The 18,360-nt window shown below is 63.0% G+C and carries 17 protein-coding genes; 11 read left to right on the top strand and 6 right to left on the bottom strand.

From position 1 onward, the window contains the following. Positions 1–10: 10 nt before the first annotated feature. Complete coding sequence (locus tag U4960_RS09605) at positions 11–538, top strand: group I truncated hemoglobin (protein WP_324260430.1); 528 nt, start codon at positions 11–13, stop codon at positions 536–538. A 55-nt stretch (positions 539–593) separates the two neighbouring features. On the opposite strand, the gene U4960_RS09610 is transcribed toward U4960_RS09605, so the two are convergent. Continuing rightward, positions 594–1,253, bottom strand: coding sequence for a hypothetical protein (locus tag U4960_RS09610; RefSeq protein ID WP_324260431.1), 660 nt, complete (start codon positions 1,251–1,253; stop codon positions 594–596). 687 nt (positions 1,254–1,940) lie between these two features. Between U4960_RS09610 and U4960_RS09615 the strand changes: the two genes are divergently transcribed. Together U4960_RS09615 and U4960_RS09620 are read left to right on the top strand one after the other, a co-directional pair. Then, positions 1,941–2,315 carry a hypothetical protein gene (locus tag U4960_RS09615; RefSeq protein WP_160727658.1) on the top strand — a complete coding sequence of 125 codons (375 nt, stop codon included), beginning with the start codon at positions 1,941–1,943 and terminating at the stop codon, positions 2,313–2,315. Positions 2,316–2,521: 206 nt separating this feature from the next. After that, entirely contained in the window at positions 2,522–3,022 is a 501-nt protein-coding gene (locus U4960_RS09620) for an MgtC/SapB family protein (protein WP_324260432.1), read from the top strand. Positions 3,023–3,079: 57 nt separating this feature from the next. Here U4960_RS09620 and U4960_RS09625 read toward each other — a convergent pair whose 3' ends face one another. Further along, positions 3,080–3,967, bottom strand: coding sequence for a DUF6929 family protein (locus tag U4960_RS09625; RefSeq protein WP_324260433.1), 888 nt, complete (start codon positions 3,965–3,967; stop codon positions 3,080–3,082). A gap of 302 nt (positions 3,968–4,269) precedes the next feature. Further along, positions 4,270–5,691, bottom strand: coding sequence for a NarK family nitrate/nitrite MFS transporter (locus U4960_RS09630; RefSeq protein WP_324260434.1), 1,422 nt, complete (start codon positions 5,689–5,691; stop codon positions 4,270–4,272). A 98-nt stretch (positions 5,692–5,789) separates the two neighbouring features. Between U4960_RS09630 and U4960_RS09635 the strand changes: the two genes are divergently transcribed. The 8 genes from U4960_RS09635 (at position 5,790) to cobA (ending at position 15,623) form a co-directional block, all read left to right on the top strand. After that, entirely contained in the window at positions 5,790–6,368 is a 579-nt protein-coding gene (locus U4960_RS09635; protein ID WP_324260435.1) for an ANTAR domain-containing response regulator, read from the top strand. Positions 6,369–6,370: 2 nt separating this feature from the next. Next, complete coding sequence (locus U4960_RS09640; protein WP_324260436.1) at positions 6,371–7,582, top strand: ABC transporter substrate-binding protein; 1,212 nt, start codon at positions 6,371–6,373, stop codon at positions 7,580–7,582. Positions 7,583–7,867: 285 nt separating this feature from the next. Continuing rightward, entirely contained in the window at positions 7,868–9,079 is a 1,212-nt protein-coding gene (locus U4960_RS09645) for an alginate export family protein (protein ID WP_324260437.1), read from the top strand. Positions 9,080–9,096: 17 nt separating this feature from the next. Then, a complete protein-coding gene (locus tag U4960_RS09650; RefSeq protein WP_222554654.1) occupies positions 9,097–9,927 on the top strand; it encodes a formate/nitrite transporter family protein in 831 nt (276 codons plus the stop codon). Next, positions 9,917–11,710: a bifunctional protein-serine/threonine kinase/phosphatase gene (locus U4960_RS09655; RefSeq protein ID WP_324260438.1), complete on the top strand. Its 1,794-nt coding sequence runs from the start codon at positions 9,917–9,919 to the stop codon at positions 11,708–11,710. Before U4960_RS09650 ends, U4960_RS09655 begins: the two co-directional genes overlap by 11 nt. A 189-nt stretch (positions 11,711–11,899) precedes the next feature. Next, positions 11,900–14,410, top strand: a complete 2,511-nt coding sequence (nirB, locus tag U4960_RS09660) for a nitrite reductase large subunit NirB (RefSeq protein WP_324260439.1) — start codon at positions 11,900–11,902, stop codon at positions 14,408–14,410. Then, positions 14,407–14,796 (top strand): nitrite reductase small subunit NirD, encoded by a 390-nt coding sequence (gene nirD, locus U4960_RS09665; protein WP_222554651.1) that lies wholly within the window; start codon positions 14,407–14,409, stop codon positions 14,794–14,796. The genes nirB and nirD overlap by 4 nt, the downstream gene beginning before the upstream one ends. After that, positions 14,793–15,623, top strand: a complete 831-nt coding sequence (gene cobA, locus U4960_RS09670) for a uroporphyrinogen-III C-methyltransferase (protein WP_324263090.1) — start codon at positions 14,793–14,795, stop codon at positions 15,621–15,623. Before nirD ends, cobA begins: the two co-directional genes overlap by 4 nt. On the opposite strand, the gene U4960_RS09675 is transcribed toward cobA, so the two are convergent. The 3 genes from U4960_RS09675 to chrA all read right to left on the bottom strand — a co-directional run bounded on the left by U4960_RS09675 (position 15,592) and on the right by chrA (position 18,270). Next, positions 15,592–15,813, bottom strand: a complete 222-nt coding sequence (locus U4960_RS09675; RefSeq protein WP_324260440.1) for a hypothetical protein — start codon at positions 15,811–15,813, stop codon at positions 15,592–15,594. The two genes, cobA and U4960_RS09675, sit on opposite strands and share 32 nt — an antisense overlap. Before the next feature lie 407 nt (positions 15,814–16,220). Further along, a complete protein-coding gene (locus U4960_RS09680; protein WP_324260441.1) occupies positions 16,221–16,949 on the bottom strand; it encodes a superoxide dismutase in 729 nt (242 codons plus the stop codon). A gap of 10 nt (positions 16,950–16,959) precedes the next feature. Further along, the gene (gene chrA, locus U4960_RS09685) at positions 16,960–18,270 is read right to left on the bottom strand and encodes a chromate efflux transporter (RefSeq protein ID WP_324260442.1); all 1,311 of its coding nucleotides are present in this window, start codon (positions 18,268–18,270) and stop codon (positions 16,960–16,962) included. Positions 18,271–18,360 lie beyond the last annotated feature (90 nt).

An 18,360-nucleotide genomic window follows, 5' to 3' on the forward strand; every position in this document is an offset into this window, starting at 1 on the left:
GCCAACCACCATGTCATGGATCATCCTTGCGTTACTGGCCGGGCAGCCTGCGGCCGTGCCGGAAATCGACTGGGACAAGGAATTCGGCGTCGAAGCCAGGGTGCCGGATCCTGTCACCGGTGAACTGCCGGTCGATCCCTATGTCCGGTCAAACGATAACGCAGGTTCAGCCCCGTTCAGGGGTGACCGGATGGCGGCCGCCTTCAAGGGCAAAGACGGCATCCGCCGCATTGTCGAACGCACTGTTGAGCTGAGTACGGCCGATCCGCGGATTGCTGACATCTTTGCAGCGCATGACATGATCCGCTTGCGCAGAACGCTCTTCGAGCAGTTCTGCTTCGTGCTGAACGCGGGGTGCGACTATACCGGGCGTTCCATGAAATCTGCACACACCGGCATGGGTCTGCGCATGGCAGACATGAATGCACTCGTAAAAAACCTGCAAGTGGCGATGAAGGAAGAGGGCGTGCCGTTTGCTGCGCAGAACCGTTTTCTCGCCAAGCTCGCGCCCATGTCCCGGGATCTGGTGGAACGCTGACAGGCTTGGATTGCCGACAACGTAGCCCCGGTCAATCGGCCTCCCGCTCTTTTCGCTACGCATCCGCAACACCCTCATGACCGGCAACGTCTCGGGCCCTGAGCCATCCCGCCTTGATGGCCTCCAGGCGCCTTGCTCTGCCAGGATGCGTGGCTGTGTCTTGCTGCTGCGCCAGGGCAGCGGTCGATCTCTGCGCCTCTTCGAGCGTGGCACCCATGCGGTACAACACGAACCCGGAAAACTCGTCAGCTTCGATTTCGAACTGATGATAGTCTATGTCGACGCCTCTGAAAATGTGGCCCTGGAGATGATGACCGATCTCATGGGCTGTAATGTCCATAATGCCCCAGTCCTTGCAGACATTATCAAAAACGTCTTCCATGAACATCGGGTTGTACAGCAGCAGTCGACTTCCATCCCGCCCGATATAGGCCAGGGCATTGGCCACATTGGCCGGCGCCACGGTGAAGTTTGACTTTATTCCCGTATGGCTGACGATTTCATCCGCGGCTTGCTGAACCCTCACATCCAGCATACTCGGAATATTCTGTAGCAGCGAAGCCGGTTCGTAGCGCTCGTCAAACTTTTCGGACTTATCGCCTGACAGCCAGGGAGTTCCGATCGTTCCAGTACAAATCGGCCCAGACTGAAGTAATATGGCCGCATAGATCAAACCTGAAGAAGTCATTTTTGATCCCCAGCCAAGTTTTTTCATCGTCGGTCAAGTTATCCTATTAGAAATCCCTAACCATACGGGAATCCAACCAAGATTTATTGACATATATCAAATATCATCATGAAGCCTTCCGGTCAACGATATTGGTCGCGAAAAATCGGGCCTGTTTGAGCTGGAGAACCCCGCCTGATTGGATAAAAAATCGGCGCAGCTGGCCACGATTGGGAGCCACGCACCGCCGCGTTTATCGAAGTTTCTCATGGGCTTGCTCTGCGAGCATGCGAACCTGGCAAACGCCGGACATCATCCCTTACCGCCCCCGCACGTCAGCCCAAGGCTGTGCAAAAGTGTGCCGCACAGATGTGGGGGGCACGCTGAACGCAGTGGCTGCGATGGATGGACCAAGCGTTGGTAGCGGAGGAGGAACATATAGCGAACATATAACGTTCTGACATTACTCGTTTTTTCCGCCCAACTCTTGGAAAATACCCCCACCGATACCCCCAGAATCCCGAATTTGCGCCAAACCGTTACAAGGGTGCGATCGGCCGACTAATGTTCGAAAATTGGCAGTTCAACCGCCTCATTGAACGGCGGAAGTTGGGCCGTAAGCGGTCAGTCCGCTCCCAGGTGCCGCGACGACCAAGGCCGACGTTCCGCAAACGACGCCGTTGCGGACGTCGGACTTCGATGGAATAGTCGAAGGATGCAGTTAAGATTAGAAATATGAATCCGCGTAAATTGATCGGCGGAACAGCCTTCTGCATGCTCCTGCTTTGGGGCTGGGCCGCCAGTTACATTGGAGGAATTTCCCAAGACGATTGGGGACTCCTCTGGCGATTAGCATATGTCATTTGGTTATGCGTGACCTTTGTCATGGCATTCTATGACCGGAAGAACCTTCCAGAGAAAGCATGGGATTTTAACCCGAAGCGAGGCGTTCTATATTTCTTTCTGGGTTGGATCATCTTCCCGGTGCTTATTGGAGTGGAGGCGCTATCTGGAGCCGACTTCACACTAAGTCGAATGTTGGTAGGCACGCTTGCGATGTCGGTGCTGATTGGCATCCTAGGCATCTTCACGGAAAACGTTGGGGTTTAAGCAACGAATGTCTGTTTCCCACCCCCTTCTTGCCTCTAATGGCGAGTGCGGTTCGTACCAAAAGCAGACTGACCGAGAGCGACGCCATTGCAGACTTTGAGCCGTCTGCTAGGGCGAATTGTGTGAATTCAGGGCCAAGACGCGTCTAACTATCTGTAAAGCCCACCCTCCTCGAACCACGATCGCGAATCTGGGAAAACCGAAAAATGTTCGATCAATTTCTCGCCCAGGATCGCTTCGATTTGGTGCCCCATCTTGTCGCCATCAGCATCGCCTACATTCTAGCATTACCGATAGGTTGGAACCGAGAGAAAGCGGAGCGAAGTGCGGGTCTGCGAACTTTCCCCTTGGTCGCTGTGGCAAGCTGCGGTTTCATCCAAGCTGCGGAGGGGATCACCGCTGACTCACCGGAAGCAATGGCGCGAATAGTGGAGGGATTGATCACGGGTATGGGCTTCATCGGTGGCGGGGCAATCCTGCGGAGGAATGACTCGGTCAAAGGTACTGCCACTGCTGCCAGCCTCTGGATCACAGGCGCCATTGGCGTCTCGGTAGCGTTGGGGAGCCTAGATGTTGCAGTGATGTTGTCTCTTATTACTGTGGGAACGCTATGGTTCATGGCACCATTGAAACACGGCAAATCAGATCGCACTACGGCTAATGAAGTCGACGCTAGCGGCGGAATTGACGCCGACGTTGGGCCCTAAAGTCATATATCCCGAAACCGGCTTTGGTGGACGTCGAATGCTACTGTGTGCGGCTCGTCAGCCGCGCATAGGGAAACCTCCACCATACAAAGCCGACGCCCGCGCGGGATCGTCGGAATCCGTCACGCACAGCAGGTGCAAACCGTCCTCGGCAGCCTGAGCGGCAATGCCCTCTACTTTAATTGGTGGGTCGAGCGGTTGGACCGCGAGCAAGTTGAAATGCCAGTCCAACTCCGCAATTGCCGCGCCCAGCAACGCGCCGTCGGTGTAGCTGTCGGCGGTCGCCTCGGCGACGGCAGAGAGCAGGATATGACCGTTGTCCAGTGCGCAGGCATCGGTGACGGAGAGCGGAACGCCCGACACCATTGGCAGCGACAGTTCCGCACGGAGCGATACTGTGACCGGCCCACCTTCGACCACGGCCGCGAGCGATACCTCCAGGATATGCGACGCCGGGAATTGCATGTTGCCACGATTGAACAGCAGCAGCCGGTCGCCCCACAGCACCGCGCCCTCGAGGTTGATCTCGGCCACCAAGGGGGCGAGCGAAGCAAACAGGGGTCGCAGGTCTAGATGGCGAACGCCAGGCGCTTCGCCTAAAGCGGATAGATCGACGATCGCCCCGCGCATTCGCGTTGACGTCGATCCCGAGCCCAATACCAGCAGTCGGCCCACGCCCGCGCCGGGGAGCGCCACCAGTATTTCGAAATCGGGCTTCGCCCTTTTGCGCTGCGCAGCGTCCCTTGGCAGGTCGCCCTCGATCAGTCTGACCAGCTTGCCGGGCGCCGAATCGTCGAGCGCGAACAAGGCGAGGCAATTCACATCATCGCCGATCACGAACAGCTGATCGCCGCGCACCACCAAGCCGCTTGCCGCCGACAAGAAGGTGTGCCCCGATGCGAGCGCTGTTTCGACTGCCAGGTCGCGAATGTGAATCAGTCGCATCGGCCCCCTCGCTTTATCTGACCGCCGGGCCACTGCGAACGTGATCGTTGACGCGGTGCGCTCCAACGGCCGAAATCGAGCACGTGCGCGCACCTAGCCGCGAGCACAACGAGATTCACATGTTGGAATGGGAATGACAGCTTTCCACCCTCTCTGCGGTCATAAGCGGGAACGCACCGCGATCCTGACACCTGCCGGGCCGCTTCGACGGATTTCTCGCCAGAAGCGGAAATTCGCAAACCGACCCCCTTTTGGCCAGAGGACTTGGTCGATCCTGCCGGGCAGTCGCCTTTGTATCACGATCATGACGCGTGGCCCGCTCCGCGTTCGATGTCGTGGAGCAGACCGCCGCGGCGGTTGTAGACGAACCACGTCAGCGCGGCGCAGCTGGCGTAGAAGATCAGGAAGCCCCACAAGGCCGCCATCGGCGATCCGGTCGCCGCAATAGCGCTGCCAAAGCTCTTGGGGATGAAGAAGGCGCCGTAGGCCGCAATCGCCGAGATGAAGCCGATGATCGCCGCCAATTCCCGCTCGGCCTGCCGCAGCGCGGCATCAGGGGCGAGCTCGGGCATCAGGTGCGGAACTTCCTGCCGCATGATGTTGGGGATCATCTGGAAGGTGGAGGCATTGCCCACCCCGGTCATGAAGAACATCAAGATGAACATGCCCAGGAAGCCCCACCAGCTGGCAGCTTCAAGGAAATACATCACCCCCAGCACGCCCAGCATCATCAGCACGAACACCCAGAAGGTCACTCGCGCACCGCCCCACTTGTCCGACACCCAGCCGGTCGCCGCCCGGCTCAGCGCGCCCACCAGCGGGCCGAGGAACACGAATTGCAGCACGTCCACTTGCGGAAACTGCTGCTTGGCGAGCAGCGGCAGGCCGGCGGAAAAGCCGATGAAGCTGCCGAATGTGCCGGTATAAAGCCAGCACATAAGCCAGTTGTGCTTGCGCTGGAAGATCACCGCCTGGTCGGCAAAGCTGGCCTTGGCATCGGCAATGTCGTTCATCCCGAACCATGCGAGCAGGGTGCTGGCGATGATGAACGGCACCCACACAAAGCCTGCGTTCTGCAGCCACAGCGGGCCGCCATCTGCCGTCTGCTGTGCAGCCCCGCCGAGCGCGCCGAACACGCCTGCGGTGATGATCAGCGGCACGGCGAACTGCATCACCGACACGCCCAGATTGCCCAGCCCGGCGTTGAGCGCCAGCGCGTTGCCCTTCTGCGCCTTGGGGAAGAAGAAGCTGATGTTCGACATCGACGAGGCGAAATTGCCCCCGCCAAGCCCGCACAGCAGGGCTACCACCACCAAGGTGGTGTAGGGCGTATCAGGGCTGCGCACCGCATAGCCGATGCCGATGGCCGGGATCAGCAGGGACGCGGTGGATATTGTGGTCCACAGCCGCCCGCCGAAGATCGGCACCATGAAGCTATAGACGATGCGGAAGGTCGCCCCCGAAAGGCCGGGCAAGGCCGCCAGCCAGAACAGCTGATCAGTGCTATAGGCAAACCCGACCTGCGGCAGTTTGGCCACCACCACCGACCACACCATCCACACCGCAAAGGCCAGCAGCAGGGCGGGGATCGAGATATAGAGGTTGCGCCGCGCGATGCGTTCGCCCTGGGCCTGCCAGAAAGCGGGATCTTCGGGTCGCCATTGCGTGAGGCGATGTCGATCGCTGCTGTGTTCACCTGGTTGCAAAAGCCTTGCCCCGATCATGTCCGGCACAGTGCCGACCGCGATACCACAGGCGTAACCGGCTTCTGACTATCGGCAAAGCTGCTTGTTTTCGCGCAATCGGGGTGCAATGTGGCCGTATGAAGATCGCCATCGTCGATGAAAGCTCCATACGCGCTTCGATCATCGAAGAAGGTCTGGGCCAGCTCGAAAATGCCGAAATCTTCACGCTCACGCAGCGCCACGGGCTGCTCGCCGCGATTGAACGGATCGCGCCGGATGTGGTGCTGATCGACCTCGGCAACCCGTCGCGCGATGTGCTGGAGGAATATTTTGCGGTCAGCCGCGCTTTGTCGCGCCCGATTGCCATGTTCGTCGATGAAAGCGACGATGCCTCCATCGCCGCCTCGATCGATGCGGGGGTTTCGGCCTATGTGGTTGATGGCCTCGCCAGTCACCGGATCAAGCCGCTGCTCGATCTGTGCATCAAGCGGTTCCACGCCTTTGCCCGGCTGCAATCCGATCTGGCCGACGCGCAGGGCAAGCTGGCCGAGCGCGACCATATCGACCGTGCCAAGCGGATCCTGATGCGCAGCCGCAGTATCACCGAGCCGGAAGCCTATGCCGAATTGCGGCGCAAGGCGATGTCTTCGAACAAGCGGATCGCCGAAATCGCCGAAGCGGTCGTGACCGCGCATGATCTGCTGGGAGGGGACTGACCATGGCCGACGCGACGCTTACCATCGGGTTTCTGCCGCTGGTCGATGCCTGCCTGCCGATTTTGGCTCACGAACATGGCTTTGCCGCTGACGAGGGCGTGGCGCTGACCTTCGTGCGCGATGTGAGCTGGGCCACCGTGCTAGACCGGCTGCTCTACGGCCATACCGACGGCGCGCACATGCTGGCGCCGCTGACGATTGCCACCACGCTGGGGCTGGGCCGCCCGGCGCAGCCGCTGGCCGCGCCCTTTGTGCTGGGTCTGAACGGCAATGCGATCACCTTGAGCAAACCACTGGCCGCGATGGTCGCATCGCCGGGCGAATATGGCGATCCGGCGGCTGTCGGCGCGCGGTTGCGCGAAGCGGCGATGGCGGCCAAGGCGCAGGGGCGGCGGCTGCGGTTCGGGGTGGTGCACCGCTTTTCCAGCCACAATTACAAGCTGCGTTACTGGCTCGCCGCCTGCGGTATCCGGCCTGATCACGATGTCGAGATCGTCACCATCGCCCCGCCGTTTGTCCCCGATGCGCTGGCCAGCGGGGAGATCGACGGGTCTTGCGTGGGCGAACCGTGGAGTTCAGTCTGTGTCGAGCGTGATGTCGGCACAATCGTGCTGGCTTCCGCGCAAATCTGGCGGCGCGGGGTGGAAAAGGTGCTCGCGGTGCGCGAGCCGGTGCTGGCCGACAAGGCCGAAGCCTTTGCTGCACTGATCCGGGCCATGCGCCGGGCGGGCCGCCATTTCATCGACCCGGCCAATTTCGCCGAGAATGCCCGCATCCTTGCCTCGCCCCCCTATCTCGATGCCAACCCTGCGCTGGTGCTGCGGGCGATATCGGACCGCTTGGTTCTGGCCCACGGCGCTGCGCCGGTGCACCTGCCTGATCTGATGTTCCAGCACAGCGAGGCGGCCAATTTCCCGTGGATGAGCCAGGCCGCGTGGCTCTATTCGCAGATGGCGCGCTGGGGCCATACCGCCTTCGATCCGGCCGATGCGGCGCGGGCGATGCGGGTGTTCCGGCCCGATATCTACCGCGCTGCGCTGATCGATACCGGCGATGATCTGCCCAATGCCAGTTCCAAGGTCGAAGGCAGCGTCACGCAGATGACACAGGTCGGCGCGCAGCAGGGCACGCTGACGCTGTCGGCCAACCGTTTTTTCGATGGGCTGACCTTCGATCCTGACCAGATTGAAGCCTATCTCGCCAGCTTGCCCTGAGTTGAAAAATTTGCTGCGCTGCAAAAAAGGCCTTTACGAGGCTGCACAAGCTGGCGTAGTCTTCGCGATGTTGCTGCTGGGTGATCCAATGTCGGACCCGCAATACGAGCAGCCACCCACGAATTCTTAAGGCAACGACGCCGCCCGAGCCGCTTCTGAAAGGTAGCGAATCGTGGCGGCTTTTTTGATTTCCGGCGTCGGCCCTGGCTGATGCTTCATCCGGCGGGCAACGGCGCTCGCCTCTCGTGGCCGGTCATGGTCCGGCTTTAGCCAGAGAGGTGATCCATGCGCGCATTTGCCTACTGCCTGTTTGCCCTGTCAGCATCCGCCACCAGCGTCCCGGCGCTGGCCACTCCCGGCGACCCGATTACCCTCGCCGAAGGCGTGACGCTCGACCCGATCCTCGCCCTAAAGGTGCGCCGCGAGACGGTTGACGAGGACAAGCCGATTGAGCCCGCCAATGCACTTACTGCGCGCCTTCATGCAGGGTTTGAAATCGCCAGCGGTGCGGTCTCGCTGCTGATCGAGGGCGAGGCAACAACGGAGCTGACCGACAATTTCAACAACACCATCCCCGGCAATGGCCGGACGCGCTTTTCGGTGGTGGCCGATCCTGAGAACCTCGAACTCAACCGCGCACAGATCGCCTGGCGCGATGGCGCAAGCAGCGTCACGCTGGGTCGTCAGCGGATCATTCTTGATGATGCCCGCTTCGTCGGCAATGTCGTGTGGCGACAGAACGAGCAGACCTTTGATGCCGTGCGCGGGCAGACCGCGCTCGGCCCGGTCCGCGTGGATGCAACCTATGCCAGCGCGGTGCAGACCGTGTTTGGCGCGGACAGCCCCAATTTCCGCTATGACGGCGATCTGGTGTTCCTCAACGCCGGGGTGAAGCTGGCCCGCGGCGAGATCACTGGCTTTGCCTATCTTCTCGATTTCGACACCCGCCTGAACGCGTCAAGCAACACCTTCGGCGCCAAGGCTGCGTTCAAACTGCCTGTCGGCCCGGCGACCCTGACCGCCAGGGCGACGCTGGCCACCCAGTCCGATACCGGTGGCAACCCGGTCGCCTATACCGCCCATTACCTGCAAGGCGAGCTGGGTGCGACTTGGGCCGGATTTTCGCTGGGGGCCGGGGTAGAACAGCTCGGCAGTGATGGCGGGCGCGGCGCGTTCCAGACCCCGCTGGCCACGCTGTTTGCCTTTAATGGCTGGGCCGACCTGTTCCTGCGCACGCCCGATGCCGGGCTGACCGACACTTTCGCCCGCGCGGGCAAGAAATTTGCCGTGAAGGGCCTCGGCACGGTCGATCTGCTGGCCGTTTACCACCGCTTCGACAGCGATTTCGGCAGTCGGCATTACGGCGACGAGATCGATCTGTCCGCCGGCCTTGCGGTGGGCCGCGCATCCTTCCTCGCCCGCTTTGCCAGCTACCGGGCCGACGGCTTTGCCGCCGACACCCGCAAATTCTGGCTCCAGACCGAAATCGCATTCTGACCTCAAGGAGACGCAATATGGCCTATCTTGCCCCAAGTGAATTCGTGCCCAAGCTGATTGAAGCGGGCGAATCCAAGATCATGATGTCGACCAAGGACACGCTGATCCGCGCCTTCATGGCAGGCGCAATTCTGGCGCTGGCGGCGGCGTTTGCGGTGACGATCAATGTTCAGACCGGCCAGCCACTGGCGGGCGCGGTGCTGTTTCCGGTGGGGTTCTGCCTGCTCTATCTGCTGGGCTATGATCTGCTCACCGGCGTGTTCGTGCTCGCCCCGCTGGCGGTGTGGGCCAAGCGGCCCGGCTGCACCTGGGGCGGCGTGCTGCGCAACTGGGGACTGGTGTTCGTCGGCAATTTTGCCGGTGCGCTGGTGACAGCGGTGATGATGGCGATCTACTGGACCTATGGCTTTGCCGCAGAGGTTGATCCGGTCGGCCAGGCGATGGCGATCACCGGGGAAAAGCGCACGCTGGGCTATGCCGAATATGGCGCGGCAGGGTGGCTGACGATCTTTGTGCGCGCGGTGATGTGCAACTGGATGGTATCGACCGGCGTGGTCGGCGCCAGCATGTCGAGCACGGTCAGCGGCAAGGTGATTGCGATGTGGATGCCGATCATGCTGTTCTTCTACATGGTGTTTGAACATTCGATCGTGAACATGTTTCTGTTCCCCACCGGACTGATGCTGGGCGGCGAATTCACCATCGCCGATTACCTGTTGTGGAATGAAGTGCCGGTGGTGCTGGGCAATCTGGTTGGCGGGCTGACGTTCACCGGGCTGATGCTCTATTCGACCCACTACCGCACTTCGCCCAAGCGCAATGCGGCGGAGTTGAAGATTGCCGCCTGAACGGGCTGAACCTGTGGGGGCGGCGCAAGGCAATGCGCCGCTCGAAAGGCTCACCGTGACGGTGGGGCAATATTCCTGTGCCGGGGCCAAGCTGGCCAATCAGGATTTTTACGGCTGCATCCTCCCCGATGGCGATCTGCTCATCTACAAGGGCATGGCCTTTGTGGTGGCCGACGGGATCAGCACCAGTCGCCGCGGGCGCGAGGCGGCGGAAACGGCGGTGGCGGGCTTTCTCACCGATTACTATGCCACCCCCGATGCCTGGTCGCCCCAGACCAGCGCCCAGCGGGTGATTGCAGCGATCAACAGCTGGATGCACGGCCAGAACGCCGCGCTCGGCGGAATGGCTGCCGGTTACGCCGACAGTGACCGGGCGCGTGAGGCCGAGGGTCTCATCACCACCTTTACCGCGCTGATCCTGCGCGATGCCGCCGCGCACATCCTGCATCTGGGTGACGGGGTGGCAGCGCGGGTGAACGCGGGCGGCCTCGAACGGCTGACCGAGGCGCACCGTGTGCCCGCTGGTGGCGGCACGCATCTGCTCGCCCGCGCCTTGGGCATGGGCCGCCATGTCGAGATCGATCACAGCCGCATCTTCGTCCAGCCTGGCGATATCCTGCTGCTGGCGACTGACGGGCTTGGCGACGGCCTGACAGACCGCGAGATTGCGCAGATCGTCCACGCCAACCCGGATATGAGCGCTGCCGCCCGCCAGATGTGCGAGGCTGCACTGGCGGCAGGGGCCGAGGACAACCTCACCGTGCAGCTGGTGCAGGTGGACAGCGTTCGTCAGGGCGCGGCGGATGATCTGCTCGCGGCCGAAGCCCGGCTGCCCGATCCGCCGGAATGGCAGGCCGGGCTGGACTGCGATGGCTACACCCTGCTGCGCCCGCTCCATATCGGTGGCCGCAGCCACGTATGGCTCGCCCGCGACAATTCCACCGGGGCTGCGGCGGCGATCAAGCGGCTCTCGGCCGAACGCGCGGGCGATCCGCAGGCGCGCAGCGAGCTGCTGCTGGAGGAATGGGCGCTTGGCCGGGTGCGCAGCCCGCACGTGCTGAGCGTCCCGCCGCGCGCCCGCCCGCGCCGGTTCCTTTATGCTGTCAGCGGCTATTGCAATGGCATCACGCTGGAACAATGGCAGCGCGATCACCCCCGCGCTGATATTGCTGCTGTGCGCGCAATCATCACTCAGGTGGCGCGCGGGCTGTATGCGCTGCACCGCCGCCAGATCATCCACCGCGATCTGCGCCCGGCCAATGTGATGATCGATGCCAATGGCACGGCGAACATCATTGATCTGGGGTCGGCCCGGATTGATGGCATGACCGAACACGCGCCGAGGGCGGGCGAGGATGCCTTTGCCGGAACCCTGCAATTTTCCGCACCCGAACTCTATCGCGGCCTGCCCGCCAGCGAGCAGAGCGACCTCTATTCGCTCGCCGCGATGGCCTATTTCCTGCTGACCGGGCACCTGCCTTATGGCCCGCGCGCGGGCGCGGCTGACACCCTGTCGCGCCAGCGCCGCATGCGGTATGTGCCGGTCGCGACATATCGCGATGACGTGCCTGACTGGGCCGATGCCGCCATTGCCCATGCGCTGCACGTGGAACCGCATCTGCGTTACCAGCACGTCAGCGCCTTTGTGCATGATCTCAGCGTCCCCAACACCGCGCTGACCCATCCCCAGCCTGCGCCGCTTCTGATTCGCAATCCGGTTGTGCTGTGGCAAGTGGTCAGCGCAGTGCTGGCGGCGGCGCTGATGATCGCGCTGATCCGGTGATTATGCTGCAATGCAAAAAGGAGGTTGGCAAGCCGGTGCGACTCAGGTAGTTTCCAACTCGTCAGCGTTCCAACGAAGGAACGCGCCTGACCTTACCTTCTCCCCATCACAACGTGGCAATGGCGCCGCCGGTCTTTCGGATGACCTGGCGGCTTTTTTGCGTGCGTTGTCGGCACAGGATCACAGCGCATGAACGCGATTTTTCCCTTTCCCGATACGCCCGGCAGCCGCGAAAAGCTGGTGGTGATCGGCAATGGCATGGCCGGGTGCCGCACGGTTGAAGAGGTGCTGGCCCGCGCGCCCGGCCGGTTCGACATCACGATCATCGGGGCCGAACCGCGGGTCAATTACAACCGCATCATGCTGTCACCCGTGCTGGCGGGCGAGAAGGCGTTTGACGACATCATCATCAATGGCCCGCAGTGGTATGCGGACAATGCCATCGCGCTCATCAGCGGTGATCCGGCAGAGATGATCGACCGCGAGGCGCACACTGTCGTCACGCGTGGGGGCTTGGTGCTGCCGTATGACAGGCTGGTAATCGCCACCGGCTCTGATCCCTTCATCATCCCGGTGCCGGGGCATGATCTGGTCGGCGTCGTCACCTTCCGCGATCTGGATGATGTGGACCGCATGATCGCCGCTGCCGAAGCGGGCGAGACCGAAGGCAGCAACGCCGCTGTGGTCATCGGCGGGGGCCTCTTGGGGCTGGAGGCAGCGCACGGTCTTGCCCTGCGCGGAATGCAGGTGACCGTGGTGCACCTGATGTCCACCCTGATGGAGCGTCAGCTGGATGAAGCGGCCGGATGGCTGCTGCGGCAGGAACTCGAACGGCGCGGGCACACCATTCTTACGAGCGCCAACACCAAGGCGATCCTTGGCGCGGCGGGCCGGGTGGCAGGCATCGTGCTGGAGGACGGCACCCGCATCCGCGCCGACCTGGTGGTGATGGCGGCCGGGATCAAGCCTTCCGTGGTGCTGGCGAAAGCGGCGGGCCTTGCCTGCGAGCGCGGCATTGTCGTGGATGATCACATGGTCACCAGCGATCCCGCGATCCTCGCCGTGGGCGAATGCGTGCAGCATCGCGGGGCGTGCTATGGTCTGGTCGCTCCAATCTGGGAGATGTGCCGGGCGCTGGCCGACTGCCTCACCGGCGTCGGCAGCGGGCGCGGCTTTGAAGGCTCGGTCACCTCAACGAAGCTCAAGGTTTCCGGCATCGATGTTTTCTCTGCGGGCGATTTTTCGGGCGGCGAGGGGAGCGAGGATGTGGTGATGCGCGATGCGGCGCATGGCATCTACAAACGGCTCGTTATCAAGGACAACCGGCTGATCGGCGCAGTGCTTTATGGCGATACGGCGGACGGCAACTGGTATTTCGATCTTCTGCGCCGGCAAGAGGACATCGCCGCCATCCGCCAGTCGCTGATCTTCGGGCAGGCCTATGCCGCAGGCGGCGCGGGCGGCGATCCCCATGCCGCTGTCGCAGCGCTCTCCGATGATGCCGAGGTGTGCGGCTGCAATGGCGTCTCCAAGGGCGCCGTCATCAGCGCAATCAACGAAGGCGCGCACAGCGTCGCTGCCCTCCGTTCGACTTGCAAGGCTTCGGCGAGCTGTGGATCGTGCACCAACATCGTCGAAAGCCTGCTCGCACTGACGCTCGGCGCTGAGGTCGAAGCCGGACCTAAAACCCTGTGCGGCTGCACCAGCTTCACCCATGATGACGTGCGCCGCCTGATCCTTGAGCGTAATCTCAAATCAATCCCGCAGGTGATGCAGGAGCTGCACTGGTCCACCCCCGAAGGCTGTGCATCCTGCCGCCCGGCGCTCAATTACTACCTGCTGTGCGCCTGGCCGGGCGAATATGCGGATGACGAGACCAGCCGCTTCGTCAACGAACGGCTCCACGCCAATATCCAGAAGGATGGCACATATTCCGTCGTCCCGCGCATGTGGGGCGGCATAACCTCTCCGCGCGAATTGCGGGCGATTGCCGACGTGGTGGAAAAATACAACGCGCCGATGGTGAAGGTCACCGGCGGCCAGCGGCTCGATATCTTCGGCATCAGGAAAGAGGATCTGCCCGCCGTCTGGGCCGACCTGAACGCCGCAGGGATGGTATCGGGCCACGCCTATGGCAAGGCGCTGCGCACAGTGAAGACCTGCGTGGGCAGCGAATGGTGTCGGTTCGGCACGCAGGATTCGACCGGGCTCGGCGTCAAGATCGAACAGGCCACCTGGGGCAGTTACATGCCGCACAAGTTCAAGATCGCCGTCAGCGGCTGCCCGCGCAACTGTGCCGAGGCGACAATCAAGGACTTCGGCATCGTCTGTGTCGACAGCGGCTATGAACTCCATGTCGGCGGCAATGGCGGGATCAAGGTGCGGGTCACCGATCTTTTGTGCAAGGTCGAGACCGAAGCCGAGGCGATGGAGCACTGCCTCGCCTTTATCCAGCTCTACCGCGAGGAAGCGCACTATCTCGAACGCACCGCGCCTTGGATCGAACGCAAGGGGCTGGAATGGCTGAAAGCGCAGCTGTTCACTGATCCTGACCGCATCAGCAGGCTGGCTGCGCGGTTCCGGCTGTCGCAGAAATATTGGCAGATCGACCCCTGGGCAGGCCGCGCGGCCGGAGCGCATCGCGATCTGCACCAGAACCTCGCCGAAGTCCGCCCGCTTGCTTTGGAGAAGGCGCAATGAACAGCGATACTGTGGGCCAATGGCTCGATATCGGCCCCGTCACCCAGATCAAGGCTGGCACTGGGCGCACGCTTCCCGTGCTGGGAGGCGAGGAAATCGCGGTGTTCCTCACCACCCGCGGGGAATATTTCGCGCTTGTCAACAAATGCCCACACAAGCATGGGCCCTTGAGCGAGGGACTGGTTCACGGCGACAGCGTCACCTGCCCGCTGCACAACTGGCGCATCTCGCTTCGCACGGGCGAGGCGCTGGGGGATGATCGCGGCTGCACGCCGACGATCCCCTTGAAAGTGGAGAGCGGGCGCCTGTTCCTGCTGCGCGAAGCGGTGCTGGCGCCGCGCCGTCAGGCTGAGGCAGGCACGTGCGCCTTGGATACCGCCGCATGATCGTGCCGGGCGAGGTGTGGCTGGTGGGCGCTGGCCCAGGCGATCCCGATCTGCTGACGGTCAAGGCGGCGCGCCTGATCGCATCGGCCAGCGTGGTGTTCCACGATGCGCTGGTAGGCCCCGGCGTGCTCGATCTGATCCCAGCGGGCGTGCGCCGGGTGTCGGTGGGCAAGCGGTCAGGCCGCCATTCCAAACCTCAGGAAGCGATCGACGCGCTGCTGGTCGCCGCCGCGCTGGCGGGCGAGCGGGTGGTGCGGTTGAAGGGCGGCGATCCCGCCATCTTCGGGCGGGCAGCAGAAGAGCTCACCGCCTGCCGGGCCGCAGGCGTGCGGACGCACATCTGCCCCGGTGTGACCGCCGCCAGCGCGGCGGCCGCCAGCCTTGGCACGTCGTTGACCCTGCGCGGGCTGGCCCGGCGCCTGACCTTCGTAACCGCCCATGCGCGCGGCACCGAACCGCTCGATCTCGATTGGAGCGCGCTCGCCGATCCTGCCGCGACCCTGGCGATCTACATGGGCAAAGCGGCAGCCCCGCTGGTCGCCCGCGAATTGCAGCGCGCTGGCCTAGATTGCGATACGCCGGTGGCGATGGTCGAAAACGCCAGCCTGCCGGAGGAACGGATCTTCACCACCTGCCTCGAACTGCTGCCGCTCGCCGCACGGACTGCGCTGGGGGATGGTCCGGCGCTGATTCTGGTGGGAGCCGCGATGTCGCTTGCGCGCGCACCTGCTGCACAGGACAACCGAATCGAAGGAACCGCAGTCTGCGTCCCGGCAGAGCGCCTTGCGAGAGGGGCTATGCCTCTCGCCGGAACGCGCACCAGCTGAATTTCTGCGCGGCGCCCCACGGGGTGAGGTGTTCCTCGCGCCAGTCGCCCAGCAATGTGAACGCACTCCCGAGCGCAGCGGCAAGGCTTGCCGCATCGTGGCGCTGCACCGGCAGGCCGCTGCATTTTTCTGGCCCATCAGGCGCAAAGGTGGCGATGATGACGAGCGCATCGGACGCGGTTCCGGCCACCAGCGCACGGCGATAGGCGTCCCGCTGCTCCGGCTCTGTGAGAAGTGGAACACGGCCCGGTCATGCCACACCCCATAGCGGCGCGGCGGGTTCCAGCGGGTTATGTCAGCGATCTCCCAGTGGACGCCCGCTGCCGCCTCTCCCAGTCGGGCCTGTGCCGCCGCCAGAGCCGGGGCGGCAATATCGACCACCGTCACATCGCGCCATCCACCCGCCAGCAGGGCATCAACGGGATTGGAGGCGCCCCCTCCGATATCGACGAAAGGGGCCCTGTGGGGCACATCAAAGCTTACCAGCGCGGCAAGCGAAGGGCGCGGTTCGCTCTGGAACCAGCTGACCTCGCCGGGTGCCTTGTCGGAATAGACCCGGTCCCAGTGCCGCTGGGGTTCTTCTGTCATCGTGCCCTCCTACGCCATCGCCGCCTGATACCGTGCCTCCACCACCTCCCAATCGAGGTTGGCCAGGAAGGAATCGACATATTTCGCTGCCGCCGCACCGTAGTCCATGTGAAAGCTGTGCTCATACATATCGAGCGCGATCAGCGGCGCGCCGGTAGCTGCACCATGCATGTGATCGAAGGCCCAGTAATTACGCAGCGACCGGGTGTGGCGGTTGTAGCTGAGGATGCACCAGCCCGATCCACCCGCGAGTGACATTGCGGTGCGGCGGAATTCGGCTTCCCATGCGGCGAAGCTGCCAAACCAGCCATCGAGCGCCTCGTAGATCGAGCCTGCCGGATTGCCGTTGCCGCCCAGCGCATCGAAGTAATATTCGTGCAGCACCACCGATCCGGCGCGGTGCAGTTCCTCGCGCTTCAGCCCGGCATAAGCAACCGGCGGAAAGTCGGGATCGGCCATGGCGGCGGCGAGGCGGGTCTCGATGGTGTTGAGCCCGCGCACTGAGCCCTGATAATTGTTCTCCCAGTGCGAGGTAATCAGCCGCTCGGACAGGCCGGTGAGCTTGGCGGGGTTGAACCGCAGCCGCTTCGGCGTGTGCTTGCCGGCAAAGGCAGCGGCACGGGAACCGGCTGCGGCAGGGTCTTGCGCCGCCGCTGCGCTTGCCGTTCCTGCCAGCGCGATACCCGTGGCCGAAAGGGCTGCTGTGCCGATGGCTTGCCTGCGTGTGATGATGCTCATGTCGTCCTCCTCAGATTGCCAAGACCAGAACCATGCCGCCCAGCGCGGCGGCCATCAGAACCCGCAGCACTGACCATTTCAGCCCGAACACCATTGCGCAGGCGATTGCCGCCAGCACGCCTGCGCGCCATTCGAAGCTCGCCGGGTCCGGCCAATATAACCGCAGCGGGCCGAATTGGCGCTGGCCCACCTCAGCAAACAGCACATGCAGCGCAAACCATGCGGTCAGGTTGGCGATGACGCCCACAACCGCCGCCGTCACTGCTGCGAGCCCGCCCTTCAACCGCACGGCGTTACCCAGTCGGTCGATCCACGGCGCGAAGGCAAAGATCCACATGAAGCACGGCGCGAACGTCACCCACGTGGTCAGCCCCGCCCCCAGCAATCCCGCGACGAAAGGCGTGAACGGCTCCGGCGCACGGAAGGCCGCGAGGTAACCGACGAATTGTGTCACCAGGATCAGCGGCCCAGGCGTGGTTTCCGCAAGGCCCAGCCCATCGGCCATTTCGCCGGGTTTCAGCCACCCGAACCCCTGCACCGCTTCCTGCGCCATGTAGGCGAGCACTGCATAAGCCCCGCCAAAGGTGACGATGGCGAGCTGCGAGAAGAATGCGCCGATCTCCCACAGAACGTGTTCGCGGCCCAGCGTCAGCGCGATCAGCGCCATTGGCGCAGCCCAGACCGCTCCCCAAAGGACGATCGACAGGATTGTGGTGCGCCACGGTCGTTCGGGTAAAGCACCGCCAGTTGTAGTGGGTTTCAGCGCCAACAGGTCAGGACGCCAGGCCGCAATTGCCATTCCAATCACCCCGGAACCCAAAACGATTAGCGGAAACGGCAGGTCGAATAGGAACAGCCCGATGAACGCGGCCACCGCCAGCGCACGCTTCAACACCGTATCCAGCGCACGTCCGGCAATTCGCAACAAGGCCTGCACCACAATCGCCAGCACCGCCGCTTTCACGCCGAGGAACAGTGCTTCGACCCATGCGAGATTGGCGGCAATGGCATACAGGACCGACAGCGCCAGAATGATGGCCGCGCCCGGAATGACGAACAGCAACCCCGCTGCCAGACCGCCGCGCCAGCCATGCAACCGCCAACCGATCCACGTGGCAAGCTGCTGCGCTTCGGGGCCCGGCAGCAGGTGACAGAAATTGAGCGCGTGGAGAAAATCTTCCTCCTCGACCCACTTGCGTTCATCCACCAGCTCGCGGTGCATCAGCGCAATCTGCCCAGCAGGCCCGCCAAAGCTGAGCAGGCCGATGCGGGTGAACGCCCGGAGAAGTTCGGTGAAGGTGATAGGAGGGGTGAGAGCCAAGGACGCCAAGTGAACCTCGCACAATGCACCTTGCCAACAAGGACAAGGCTACGAGGCAACGCTTGGGCTTTTCTCAGCCTGAGCGGGAGG

This window comes from Altererythrobacter sp. H2 (assembly GCF_035319885.1).
Taxonomy (GTDB): domain Bacteria; phylum Pseudomonadota; class Alphaproteobacteria; order Sphingomonadales; family Sphingomonadaceae; genus 34-65-8.